8 protein-coding genes are annotated in these 11916 nt (G+C 69.7%); 4 read left to right on the top strand and 4 right to left on the bottom strand.

Annotated features, from left to right (window positions below; genetic code table 11):
• Window positions 1-18 precede the first annotated feature (18 nt).
• Window positions 19-1248 carry a hypothetical protein gene (locus ACQZ13_RS03030; RefSeq protein ID WP_431049818.1) on the top strand — a complete coding sequence of 410 codons (1230 nt, stop codon included), beginning with the start codon at window positions 19-21 and terminating at the stop codon, window positions 1246-1248.
• On the opposite strand, the gene ACQZ13_RS03025 is transcribed toward ACQZ13_RS03030, so the two are convergent.
• Both ACQZ13_RS03025 and ACQZ13_RS03020 read right to left on the bottom strand, forming a co-directional pair.
• Window positions 1226-2803 carry a CHAT domain-containing protein gene (locus ACQZ13_RS03025; protein ID WP_431049817.1) on the bottom strand — a complete coding sequence of 526 codons (1578 nt, stop codon included), beginning with the start codon at window positions 2801-2803 and terminating at the stop codon, window positions 1226-1228. The genes ACQZ13_RS03030 and ACQZ13_RS03025 overlap by 23 nt on opposite strands.
• On the bottom strand, window positions 2796-5327 hold the full coding sequence (locus tag ACQZ13_RS03020; RefSeq protein WP_431049816.1) for a PAS domain-containing protein: 2532 nt from the start codon (window positions 5325-5327) through the stop codon (window positions 2796-2798). The genes ACQZ13_RS03025 and ACQZ13_RS03020 overlap by 8 nt, the downstream gene beginning before the upstream one ends.
• Window positions 5328-5630: 303 nt before the next feature.
• Here ACQZ13_RS03020 and ACQZ13_RS03015 point away from each other — a divergent pair, with 303 nt between their 5' ends.
• Window positions 5631-6542 (top strand): bestrophin family protein, encoded by a 912-nt coding sequence (locus ACQZ13_RS03015; protein ID WP_431049814.1) that lies wholly within the window; start codon window positions 5631-5633, stop codon window positions 6540-6542.
• A gap of 47 nt (window positions 6543-6589) precedes the next feature.
• Here ACQZ13_RS03015 and ACQZ13_RS03010 read toward each other — a convergent pair whose 3' ends face one another.
• The gene (locus ACQZ13_RS03010; RefSeq protein WP_431049813.1) at window positions 6590-8017 is read right to left on the bottom strand and encodes a PLP-dependent aminotransferase family protein; all 1428 of its coding nucleotides are present in this window, start codon (window positions 8015-8017) and stop codon (window positions 6590-6592) included.
• A 225-nt stretch (window positions 8018-8242) separates the two neighbouring features.
• On the opposite strand from ACQZ13_RS03010, the gene ACQZ13_RS03005 reads away from it, so the two are divergent.
• Both ACQZ13_RS03005 and ACQZ13_RS03000 read left to right on the top strand, forming a co-directional pair.
• Entirely contained in the window at window positions 8243-9187 is a 945-nt protein-coding gene (locus ACQZ13_RS03005) for an endonuclease/exonuclease/phosphatase family protein (RefSeq protein WP_431049812.1), read from the top strand.
• Window positions 9184-9591, top strand: coding sequence for a hypothetical protein (locus ACQZ13_RS03000; protein WP_431049811.1), 408 nt, complete (start codon window positions 9184-9186; stop codon window positions 9589-9591). The genes ACQZ13_RS03005 and ACQZ13_RS03000 overlap by 4 nt, the downstream gene beginning before the upstream one ends.
• Before the next feature lie 264 nt (window positions 9592-9855).
• Here ACQZ13_RS03000 and ACQZ13_RS02995 read toward each other — a convergent pair whose 3' ends face one another.
• Window positions 9856-11889, bottom strand: coding sequence for a sigma-54-dependent Fis family transcriptional regulator (locus ACQZ13_RS02995; protein WP_431049810.1), 2034 nt, complete (start codon window positions 11887-11889; stop codon window positions 9856-9858).
• Window positions 11890-11916 lie beyond the last annotated feature (27 nt).

Raw genomic sequence — 11916 nt, 5'->3', positions numbered from 1 at the left:
GCGCCCGAACACCCCGCGATGCCCGACATCTTCCGCATCGAACTGCTGCCGGCGCGCCACGGCGACTGTCTGCTGCTGGAGTACGGCGACGCCGCACGCCCGCATCGCGTCCTCATCGATGGAGGGCCGATAGGCGCTTACGGCGCGCTGTCGCAGCGGCTGGCCGCGCTGCCCGCCGACCAGCGCGAGTTGGAGCTGCTCGTCATCACGCATGTCGACGGCGATCACATCGAGGGCTGCCTCAAGCTGCTGAACCACCGAGAGCTGGCGACCTTCCGCGACATCTGGTTCAACGGCTGGCCGCACATCGCGCAGCCGTTGAAGGAGCCGCCTCCGCCCCGCGCCGGCGCGACCCACACCAACAACGCGACGGGCGTGTCGGGCGCGCCGAATGCGCCGAATGGGCCGAATGGGCCGAACGCGCCCGGTACCGACGTGAACGCCCAACGCAGCGCGTTGCAGGGCTCGATGATCAGCGTCCGCATCGAGGACCGGCAGTGGAACGCCGCCTTCCAGGGCGCACCCATCTTCGTGCCGGCGATCGGCCCGCTGCCGGTGCGCGAGCTGCCCGGCGGCCTGCGCCTGACCCTGCTGTCGCCGACGCTGGAGAAACTCGAGAAGCTGCGCGCCGCGTGGGACCGCGCGCTGGAACGCGCCGAGCTTGACGCCACCGATGAAGTCGCCCTCAGCGCCCGCCTCGAAGGCCGCGCCGCGTTCCGTTCCGGCGGACTGCGCCGGCGGCCGAAGCCCGAGGAGATGCTGTCCTCGACCGCGCTGGCGCTCGGCCCGATCGACAACGCCGTGGCCAACGGCTCCAGCATCGCGGTGATCGCCGAGTACCAGGGCCGCCGCATCGCGCTGCTCGGCGACGCCCACGCGCCGACGCTGACCGCCGCGCTGCGACGCCTGGCCGGCGCCGCGGGCGAGCCGCGCCTGCGCCTGGACGCGGTGAAGATGGCCCACCACGGTTCCGCCGCCAACCTGAGCGAGGACTTCCTGAGCCGGATCGACTGCGCGACCTGGCTGATCTCGACCGACGGCAGCATCTTCAACCACCCCGACGACGAGGCGCTCCACACCGTCGTGCGGAACGTGCCGGGGGCGCGGCTGCTCTTCAACTACCGGTCGGCGCGCACGGCGCCGTGGAACGATCCGGCCCTGCGCGCCGCGCACGGCCATGAGGCGTTCTACCCCGCCGACGCCGCGGCGGGACTCTCGCTCGACCTCATGACGGGACGCCCGACGTGACCAGCATCGCCGAGGCCCAGGCGTTGTCCTGGCCTTCGTAGCGCCGGTAGAGCCGGCGCCGCGCGTGACCGAAGGCGGCATCGAGCGAGCGGCTGCGCTGCAGCATCCGGTAGAACAGCAGCGCCTGCACCGCCGCGGTCCGGTCGTTCACCCGGCAGCGATAGCCGAGCACCGCATGGATGCCGGCCTCCGCGGCCAGCGTCGCGAAGCCGGAGTTGCCGCTCTCGCAGCTGCTCAGGTAGACGAAGCGCGTGTCACGCAGGTAGCTGAGGATGTCGCCGAAGTCGACGCATTGCGGCTCCTCCTTCGGCCCGACGAAGAGGAACCCCGTGCCGCCCAGCTGCCGCGCGCCCGCCGGCTGGAAGCAGGTGTGGCCGGCGAAGTGGATCAGGTCCCAGCCGCCGTCGCCCAGCGCCGCCACGAGGCTCTCCCGGCTGAGCGGTCCGTCCAGACCGATGACGGTGACGTTGCGCTCATGGAAGAGCGGCTGCCCGCTGCGCGCATCGGGCCGCGTCAGCAGCTTCTTCACCCGCGAGCACTCGCGCCGCACCGCCGTGAGCGGCGCCAGCTGCAGCGCGCCGCCCTTGAGCTGGTCGTCGTAGGCGGTGCCATGCGTGTCGGCGCAGATCAGCAGCGCGCGACGGGCCGCCACCGGGCCGGCGAACAGGCTGCTCTGGCTCTCCTTGGACGCGGCGAGCCGTCGCGACATCGACGCCGCCTTCGCCAGCCACGGCACTTCCTGCGAGGGTTCGAACATCGCCTCGAGCAGCAACGGATAGCAATCCTCCGACACCTCGAAGGTGATGCGGTCCGTCACGTCCTTGCCGGCGTCGCCGAGCTGCTGGAAGGCCTTGAGCCGCGCGTTCTCGCGCTGCAGGCGAAAGCTCTCCTGGTCCTCGCAGAGCGCGATGCGGATGCTCTTGCCGATGCGCGAGAACTCCTTGTACCAATCGGGCTCGTGCATGTACTGCGCCTGCCAGTCGAGCCGCGCCGACTTGCTCACCGTCAGGGGCCCCGCGCCCTGGAACTGGAAGTCGATGCCGTGCATCTCGAAGCGCCAGTTGTCGGCGATCGCGGTGACGCGGATGTCGAGACACGGATTCAGCGGCGCGACGCGGGCCCGGCCGCCACGCACGGCGAGTGCGCCATTGCCGACGCCGTCCGCGTCGGGCGATTCCAAGCCGAGCAGTTCCAGCGCGAAGCTGCCCGCCGACGCCGGATCCGCATGCAGCGTCACCCGCAGCCGGATGCAGGCCATGTTCAGCTCGGTGGTCATCGCCGGCGCGAGCAGCATCATCGGCGTGTTGCCGAGCACCCGCACCTCGCGGCAGAACGCGAGTCCGCCGTCCTCGGCGACGACCGCCCCGGCGTCGTCGGCCAGCTGGCTGCCGACGATGATGTAGTCGAAGGGCTGGCCCGTGAGCAGTTCCAGGCCGGTCTCGCGGTTGGTCTCTTCCTGGATCGTGTGGCGGCCGAGCTGCCGCAGCTGCTTCTTGATCTGCGGGCCGAGGCTGCCCTGCTGCTGCGGGCTGAGCACGAGGAGGATGTCAGCCATGGCCCCTCCGGCGCGGGAAGCTCAGCACGAACTCGGTGTCGCCGTCCGGCAGCACGCCCGCCTTGAGCGCGCCGCCCTGGTTCTTCATCAGCTTGCCGAGCAGCGGATTGGCCAGTCGCAGGTCCGCCTGGGCGGCCTCCGGCGCGGAGAAGCGCTCGCCGTGCCGGCGCGCCGGCGGCAGCCGCCCGCGCAGGCGCAGGAACACGAGCTCGTCGTCCGGCACCAGCGTGAGCCGCACCATCGCCGTCTCCGGCGCCGCGCGCAGCAACACCGACAGCAGGCTCTCCACGACGATGTGCAGCTGCATGTGGTCGGCCTCGACCTCGACCTTGCGGGCGGCGGTCTCGAACACCACCTTGCGGCGCTCCGACGCCGCCAGGCTGGCGAGCAGCGCGTCGATCTCGCAGTCGAGCCGGATCGTGCTCGCGACGCGCGAGGAGACGCGGGCCTCGCGGTTGTACATGGCCAGCCGCGTGAACGCGTGCTTCACGCGGCCGAGCTGTCGGAGCACGGTCTGCAGCTCGCGGCCGCGCGCCTGCTCGCGGGCCGCGTCCGAGCCGAACGCCGCTTCCAACTGATCCTCGAGGCAGGACATCGCCATGCCCAGCGGCGCCTGCGTCTCGACCGCCAGCTCGTAGGCGGTCTCCTCCAGGAACTCCAGCTGCACCGAGCGCCGGATCGGCCGCAGGTCGCGCGCGATGAACACGTGTCCGCCGAGCTTGCCCGGGAAGTCGCGCCGCGTGATGAAGACCGGCAGTCCGCTGGCATCGGTTCCCGCGTCAGCGCCTGCGCCCGCTCCCGACGCCGAGGGATCGGAGGCGGCGGCAGGTCCCGCATCGGGCGCCTCGTCCATCGCGGCGGCCCGGCGGCACACCCGCAGCTCGCCGATGCGGTCGCCGGCCTCGGTGCCGTCGAGCAGCGCCGCGAGCGGCTCGGGGTTCTGGAACAGTTCCAGCAGGCTGCGTCCTTCCAGCGCCTTGCGTGCGACGCCGAACAGCGCCTCCGCCGCCGGATTGACACGGCGGATCCGCAGCTTCGCATCGGTCGCGATGATCGGGTCGGAGACGTTGTTGACGCACTCCGTCATCAGCGTCAGGTCGCTGATGCGCTCCATGGCGCCGGCCACTTCCTGCGCGATGTCGGCGAGCTGCCGCACGTGCTCGCGCGAGAACGCGCTCACGCGCGGATCGTCGACGTTGACGATGAAGCGCACCCGCTCGCCTTCCGAGAACACGATCGGCACCGCCAGCTCCGAACGGATCGGCTCGCCGTCGGGCGTCTTGAGGTACTCGGGATCGCGCGTGACGTCGGGGATCTTCTGCGGCTGCATCGTCCGCACGACGCGGCCGAGGATGCCCTGGCAGAGGCCCTGCGCGTAGTCGCCCCAGGACACGCCCGTGTCCACGGCAAAGCCGTCCTCGCCGCGCCGGGCCGAGGCCACGCGCACGATCGCGTCCCGCGCGCTGTCGATCCGGAACAGCGACACATGCTGCCAGCCGAAGATCTCGACCAGCGCGTCGGACAGGCAGCGGCAGGCGCCCTGGATGTCGACGCATCGGTTGAGCTCGCGGAACATGCGCAGCTGGCGGCGGTCGCGCTCGCGCTCGGCGTGGTCCAGGCTGCACAGCACCGCCTCGATCAGCGGCAGCTGGTTGAACAGCGCCAGGTGCTGCTCGCCGTAGGCGCCGCGCTCGCGGCTGAGCAGCGTCATGATCGCGACGGTGCGCTCGTCGTCGCCCTCGCCGCGCGTGATGCGACGCCACATGCTGGACTTGAGGTCCATGGCGTGCATCTGCCGGCTCATCGGCTCCTCGGCCATGTCGGACCACGGCGGCTCGCTCATCACCGTCTCGAAGTCGTGGACGCCGCCGCACTGGCTCTCCATGAACGCGCGCTGCGCGGCGTTCAGCTCGTACCACGCGGTCGGCACGTCCTGCCGGAACGGCGGGTGGTTGAAGACGATCTCCGATTCCCAGGCGCTGTCGTCCTCGACGACGCGCGACACCAGCATCAGGTCGAAGGGCAGCTCGCGGCGTAGCGCCTCGGCCACCAGCGGCAGCAGGTCCGCGCGGCCGGCGCGGCTCAGCGTGAGCGCGCGCACCTGGTCGGTCAGCACCTGGTGCTGCAGGTTGCGGAAGAAGCCCAGCGCTCCCACGACCGTGCCGTGATCGTCCATCAGCGGCAGGCCGGTGACCTCGACGGCGACCTGCCGCTCCGGATCGTTCTGGCAGGTCAGCGTGACGCGGTAGGCGCCGAGCTCGCGGTTGCGGCGTCCGCGCGTCTCCTCGTCGAGCACGCGCCCCGCCTCGCCGGCGAAGAGGCGGTCCAGGCGCAGCTGGTCGACGTGGTCGACGCCGCTCATCGTCAGCGCGGCGGCGTTGGCGTAGAGCACGTTGTTCTGGAGGTCGCGCTGGATCACGGCGATGCGCGAGCCGTCGAAGACCGCGCGCTTCATCTGTCCCAGCATCGCGGCGGCCGCCGCCGACGTGGGCCGCTGCGCGGCGTCGTGTCCGGAGTCATCCATGAGGCCGCCTCCTGGCCATCGCTGGCCGTCCATCGCTGGTCGATATCCCATTCCGACGGCCCGAAGGCTACGCCGAACGGCCCATCGGCGCGCCTGACAACATAGGGGGCCGACGCCAGGAAGGCCCCATGCCATCGGTGGTCGCCCCGTTTTCAACCGACATCCGGCCGGCATCCCGTGGTCGCCACGCCACGCGAGGGTGGCCAACTGTGCTCCTTGGCGCCGGTCGGAACTGCATGCCCCGCAGGGAGGCCCCGTTCTTCACCATGGAGCCCGGAGTACGCAACCGCCTGGACATTCCAAATGATCATCCGACCGAAGCAAAGCTGGTTCCGCCTGCTGTTCGTGTGGCACGGCTCGGTGCTGCCGGCCATCCTGCCGCAGCTGGGCTTCATGGCGGCGGTCAGCATGCTGGCCGTGGCGACGCACGGGCAGGTCTTCGGCGAGAAGATCCCGCTGAACGCGACGCTGATGACGCCGTTCGGGCTGACGCTGGCGATCTTCCTGGGCTTCCGCAACAACGCCAGCTACGAGCGTTTCAACGAGGCGCGCCACCTGTGGGGCAACCTGCTGATCGCCTCGCGCGCGCTGGTGTCGGAGCTGCTCTGCTACCTGCCCGACAAGACGATGGCGCGGCCGGTGACGGACCAGCTGCTCGCCGCCGTCTACGCGCTCAAGCACGAGCTGCGCGGCACCGATCCCGAAGAGGACCTGGTGCGTCTGGTCGGCCGCCGCGATGCCTTCCAGCTGCGGCGCGACCCGCAGTCCTCCAGCGCCGCGCTGCACGCGGTGCGGCAGAAGCTCTGCGCGCTGCAGGACGACGGGCATCTCAGCGACGCGCGCTTCTGGGCGCTGGACACGCAGCTGACGGAGATCGGCAAGGCCATCGGCGGCAGCGAGCGAATCGCCTCGACGCCCATCCCCTTCGCCTACGGCGTGCTGCTGCACCGCACGGTCTACACCTACTGCTTCCTGCTGCCTTTCGGCCTCGTGGACGCGACGGAGTTCTTCACGCCGCTGCTGTGCGTGTTCCTCTCCTACACGCTGATCGCTCTGGAGGCCGTCGCCAACGAGGTCGCCGAGCCCTTCGGCCTGGCGCCCAACGCGCTGGCGCTGGACGCGATGGCGCGCGGGATCGAGCGCTCGGTGCTGGCGTTGAGCGGACGCGCATTGCCGGAACGGGTCGCGCCGACGGAGACCTTTCAGCTGACCTGACCAAACCCAACCCGATCGCCCGGCCCAGTCCGGGCGCAGCAGTCAGATCAGCAGTCCTGCCGCGCGCAGGTCGCGGCCAGCTTGCCGACGGTGATGACGGCCTGCTCGATGGCCGGGGACCACGGCGTGCTGTAGTTCAGCCGGATGAAGTGCCGATAGCTGTTGCTCACCGAGAACATGTAGCCGGGACCGATCGTGATGCCGCGCTCCAGCGCGAGTTCGTAGAGCCGCAGGCCGTCGATGGCCGGCGGGAGTTCGACCCAGAGCACATACCCGCCGACCGGCGTCGAGACGCGCGTGCCTTCGGGGAAGAAGCGCAGCACGATCGCGCGCATCAGGTTGGCCTGCTGGGCGAAGGCCTTGCGCAAGCGTCGCAGGTGGGCCTCGTAGCCATCGCGTTCGAGGAAGCGCGCGATGGCGACCTGTGGCAGCGGCGGCGTCGTCAGCGTGTTGAGGAACTTCAGCTTCTCGACCTCGTCGCGGTAGCGGCCCGGCAGCGCCCAGCCGATCCGGAAGGTCGAGGTCAGCGTCTTCGAGAACGTGCCGCAGTGCAGGACCAGTCCGTGCGTGTCGTAGGCCTTGAGCGTGCTGGGGGGCACCGCGCCGTAGTAGAGCTCGTTGTAGACGCCGTTCTCGATCAGCGGCATGTCCAGCCGCGTTGCCAGCTCGACCAGCGCGCGCTTGCGCTCGTCGGGCATCTGGAAGCCGAGCGGGTTCTGGAAGTTCGGCATCACCATGCAGGCAGCGATCGGCTGCGTCGCGGCGATGGCGGCCAGCGCGTCGACATCCAGACCGAGATCCGGGTCGGTCGGGATCTCCAGCGCGCGCATGCCCAGGCGCTCGATGGCGTGGAGCATCGCGTAGAAGGTGGGCGTCTCCACGGCGATCACGTCGCCGGGTCTGGCGACGGCCTGCAGGCAGAGGTTGAGCGCCTCGGTCGCACCCATCGTGATGAGGATTTCGGCCGGGTCGACCGCCTGGCCCTTGTCGAGGTAGCGCCGCGCGATCTGGCGGATCAGCAGCGGGTGGCCGGGCGGCAGCGCGTCCCTGAGCGACCGCAATGCGGGGTCCTGCCCGGCGGCGAACGCATAGCGGTTGAGCTTCTCGAAGGGGAAGCTGCCGGTGTCCGGATACGGCGATCCGAGCGGCACCGCATCATGCGCGGCGATCGAGCGCAGCGTGGACAGCACCAGCCGGCTGACGTCGACGGAGGACGAGACCGCGATCGGTCGGGGCGCGGCCGGTGCGTCTATCGCCGCGTCGCCCGGCCTGAGCTGCACGTAGTAGCCCGACTGCGGCTTGCTGACGATGAGGCCGCGGCTCTCCAGCAGCACGTAGGCGCGGATGACGGTGGTGACGCTGAGCTGGCGCTGCTTGCTGGTCTCGCGCACGGACTGGAGGCGGTCGCCGTGGCGGAAGACGCCGCCGCGGATCTGGCGTTCGATGTCGTCGGCGAGCGTCTCGTAGAGCTTCATGGAACGCGGTTCAGATCATCCACCACAGGTTTCGGTGGGTGGTCTAGTTTATGAGCGGTATTGCGGCTTGAAAGTCCACCAATTCGAGAGCGCTCCGACGCTGGCCTTGCGAATCCCGCCCCCGTAGAGTGACTGCCCTCCCCGCGAAATTCCGCAGTGGAGCAGGCGCCGGCAGCCAGGGCTCGGCGATGTCGAACGCAGCGTTGCCGAGGATGTATTCCGGCCATGAAGACAGACGAACCGACTGAACAACACCATCCCGATCGGGACCTTCGCATTGCGTGGTGGAACACGGGGCTATCGCCGCCGCGAGCCCCCGACAGGGCGAGCTCCGATGATTTCAAGCTGGCCAGCAAGATGTTGTGCCATCTGCTGGAGGAAAACCGGGCGGATGTCATCGTGCTGGGCGAGATGGCGGAGTCCAGCGTCAAGGGCCTGCGGGAGGCTTGCCCGATCGCTCGTTCCGAATTCACATGGCTTCCCGCCTTCCATAAGGCCGGCCTGGGCCGCTTCTCGTTCTGCGTGCTCAGCAGGACGAATCGCGTCACCGTGGATTTCAGCTCGCCCATCGTCAGGAACGATGGGGAGCGCACCTGCAAGGTGGGCCTGCACTTTCTGATCCGACCGCACGAAGGCGGCGCCCCCTTCAGCCTGATCGCGTCGCACTGGCCCAGCAGGCTCCACCTGGATCGCAGCGATAGCGCGCGGACCCACATCGCGGCCCACCTGAGGCGTTGGATAGACGATCAGCTCTGCTCGCTCAGGTGGGAGAACCTCATCCTGATCGGAGACTTCAATGATGAGCCCTTCGATGAGGGCCTGGAGCGGTACCTCTATGCGAGCCGGGACAGGAACAAGGTCCTCAGGAATCCGAACTTTCTCTACAACCCGTTCTGGCGTCATCTCAGTTCACTTCCGCTGCGCTCGACCAAAGACCAGGACTGCGATGCCGGCACCTATCACCACCCCGCGGGGCAGTACTCCGACTGGCACACCTTCGATCAACTGATCGTGTCCTCGGCGCTACTTCTTGGCCGATCCGGCTGGCGTCTGAATGAGGAGAACACCCGCGTGTCGACCCTCCCGGCGTTGGACAACGACGAGACTTTTCCCCAGGGCATCTTCGACCACCTTCCCATCATCGGACACCTAGAAAGGACTTCCTCATGACTGATTTCCTACGACACATCCAGGAGGGAGTCGCGACCGCAAACACTGCTGAGGCCGAACGCGCGGAGATTCGGGGCATCCTCGATCAACTGGATCTTGCGATCCGCAGCGCAACCTTCGGCAATGCCGAGCTCTACGTCGGCGAGTTTCGGAACAAGGAGGACGAGAAGACCATGAACATCTCCGATCTCCCTCAACGGCTCGTGATCCGAAGCACCAAGAACGAGAAGGAGGGTCGGATCATTGCGGGCTGGGACGTCGACATCGACGGCGGTTACTCGGTCAGCCTCGTCTACAACTTCATGCGCATTCCCTGCGGCACCGCTTTTCAACTGACGGAGGAATTGAGCGTGCTCATGGAAAGCGCGCGCGTAGGTCGAGCGATTCAACAGTTCTCCGTCTGAGCCAAGCCAACGCACCACGTCCACAGCCCGCAAAAGACGAAGGCGGACATCCTTTCGAATGTCCGCCTTACCCATTGACGTCCGGCTTGCGCCTCTGCGGATCCACCACCAAGAAACCCTGGACCGCATGAACGAAAGAATACGCAGCAGCCGATGGGCTCGAAAGGCGGGTTCTCCCCAGCGCGGCTTCGGCGGATCGCTGATGTGCCTGTGAGGCGATGACCTACGCGGCCACTCCGCGCATCCACGCGCGGTCGTTTCCCTCTACGCGCCGGGCGACTTCAGCAGTCGGTACAGCGTGTTGCGTCCGATGCCCAGACGCCGCGCCGCCGCGGAGTGGTTGCCGTCGCAGTCGTCGAGGACCTTCCGCGCATGCGCCCGCGACTGGTCCCGCAGCATCGCGGGCGGCGCCTCCGCCGGAGCGGCCCGCTGCGACGACGCGCCGGATCGGGACGTCGATGCGCTCGATGTCCGCGTCGGCGGCGGCACGAGCACCGGGATGGCCATCGACCGGTGCTGATCCAGCTCCTCCACGAGATCGTCCGGCAGGTGCCCGCGACGGATCACCGACTCGCCGGGCTCCATGAGCACGCAAGCGATGCGCAGCGCCTGCTCCAGCTGGCGCACGTTGCCGGGCCAGCGGTAGGCGCTCAACTCCCTCGCCAGCGTCGGGTCGAGCACCACGCGCCGGGTCGGCTCCAGCGCCGCCAGCAGGCGCGCCACCAGCACGGGCAAGTCCTGGCGCTCCCGCAGCGGCGGGAGGCACAGCGTCAGGCCGTTCAGCCGGTAATACAGGTCCTCGCGGAACAGGCCCTGCGCGACCAGGGGCCGCAGCGGGCGGTGGCTCGCGCCGATCAGCTGGAAGTCCACCTGCACCGACGGCCCGCCGCCCAGCGGCTGCACCTGCCGGTCCTGCAGCACCCGCAGCAGCCGCGCCTGCAACGGCAGCGGCATGTCGCCGATCTCGTCGAGGAACAAGGTCCCGCCGTGCGCCTCGCGCAGCCGCCCTGCCGCGCCTTCGCGCGACGCCCCGGTGAACGCGCCCGGCCGGTAGCCGAAAAGCTCCGCTTCAATCAGCGTCTCCGGCAGCGCGGCGCAGTTCACCGCCACGTAGGGACGATCGCGGCGCGGGCCGCTGTCGTGCACCGCGCGGGCGAACAGGTCCTTGCCGACGCCGGACTCGCCCTGGAGCAGCAGTGGGATCGGCTTGTCGAGCACGCGACGCGCGCGCAACACCGCCTGATGCATCGCGGCGTCGCCGAGGTCCAACGCCTGCAGAGCGTCGTCCGCCGTCGATGCATGCGGCGGATTCTCAGAAGCCCGGAGGTTCGCAACAGGTGCAGCGGGCGCGGCGGGCCGCCGCCACCCGCGCGGCGCATCGAGTCGCAACCACAGCGCAGGCGCGCCGTCGCGGTGGAGCATCCGGGCGCCCTCGCCGTCCTGCCGCGCCCAGTCCATCAACTCGGCCCATCGCACGGGCAGCACCGACTCCAGCGGACTCGGCCGTGCCGCGTCGGTCCCCAGCCAGGCCAGCGCCGCCGCGTTGCAGCCGAGGATCCAGCCGTCCTCGCTCAGCGCGAGCAGGCCCTCGGTCGGCGTCCCCAGCCCTTCCGGCTGAACGTGCATCTGCAGACGGAGCCCGTCAGCGTGTCGCGTCTGGAAGAGCCGGTGCTCGACCATGCGCGCCGCCGAGCGCACCAGCGCCAACGTGTGCCGCTGGAAGCCGCGCTGCTCGCCGGAGATGTCGAGCACGCCCAGCACGCGCCCCTGCGGATCGCGGATAGGCGCCGCGGTGCAGCTGAGGAAGGCGTTGCGCTCCAGGAAGTGCTCGCCGCCGAGCACCGCCACCGGCCGCTGCTCCGCCAGCGCCGTGCCGATCGCGTTCGTGCCCCGCCAGCGCTCGTCCCAGATCGCGCCGGGTCGCAGCGCCACGCGCTGCGCACGGTCGACGAAGCGCCCGTCGCCCAGGGCCCCCAGCAGCAGCCCCTGCGCGTCGGCCAGGATCACGAGGCCCTCGCCGTCGCCGGTCTGTGCGAAGAGGTCCTCCATCACCGGTCGCGCGTGGGCGACCAGTTCATGCTGGCGCTCCAGCGCCCGCCGCAGCTGCGCGCCCGACGCGTGCGGCGCGCCCGGCGGACGGCCGACGGGGCTCAGGCCGAAGTCGCGGCTGCGCAGCCAGCTGCGGCTCAGCCCTTCGTCCAGCGTCTCGACGCTGAGCCGGCCCGTGTCCAGCAGTTCGCGCCGCGCCGCGCGCAGCAGTCGCGGGGCCAAAGCGGCCCCGCCCGGTGTCTTCACCATGCCGTTGTCTCCTTGGGTGTTCCATTC

The sequence above is a fragment of the Roseateles sp. L2-2 genome, assembly GCF_050613215.1.
Classification (GTDB): domain Bacteria; phylum Pseudomonadota; class Gammaproteobacteria; order Burkholderiales; family Burkholderiaceae_C; genus Roseateles; species Roseateles noduli.
Note: the sequence above shows the minus strand (reverse complement) of the source record. Positions and strands in the feature narration are given on the sequence as shown.

What these genes read in the sequence shown, in the direction of transcription:
- ACQZ13_RS03030 (WP_431049818.1), top strand. Translation starts at nt 19, where the DNA reads ATGCCCGACATCTTCCGCATCGAACTGCTGCCGGCGCGCCACGGCGAC.
- ACQZ13_RS03025 (WP_431049817.1), bottom strand. Translation starts at nt 2,803, where the DNA reads ATGGCTGACATCCTCCTCGTGCTCAGCCCGCAGCAGCAGGGCAGCCTC.
- ACQZ13_RS03020 (WP_431049816.1), bottom strand. Translation starts at nt 5,327, where the DNA reads ATGGATGACTCCGGACACGACGCCGCGCAGCGGCCCACGTCGGCGGCG.
- ACQZ13_RS03015 (WP_431049814.1), top strand. Translation starts at nt 5,631, where the DNA reads ATGATCATCCGACCGAAGCAAAGCTGGTTCCGCCTGCTGTTCGTGTGG.
- ACQZ13_RS03010 (WP_431049813.1), bottom strand. Translation starts at nt 8,017, where the DNA reads ATGAAGCTCTACGAGACGCTCGCCGACGACATCGAACGCCAGATCCGC.
- ACQZ13_RS03005 (WP_431049812.1), top strand. Translation starts at nt 8,243, where the DNA reads ATGAAGACAGACGAACCGACTGAACAACACCATCCCGATCGGGACCTT.
- ACQZ13_RS03000 (WP_431049811.1), top strand. Translation starts at nt 9,184, where the DNA reads ATGACTGATTTCCTACGACACATCCAGGAGGGAGTCGCGACCGCAAAC.
- ACQZ13_RS02995 (WP_431049810.1), bottom strand. Translation starts at nt 11,889, where the DNA reads ATGGTGAAGACACCGGGCGGGGCCGCTTTGGCCCCGCGACTGCTGCGC.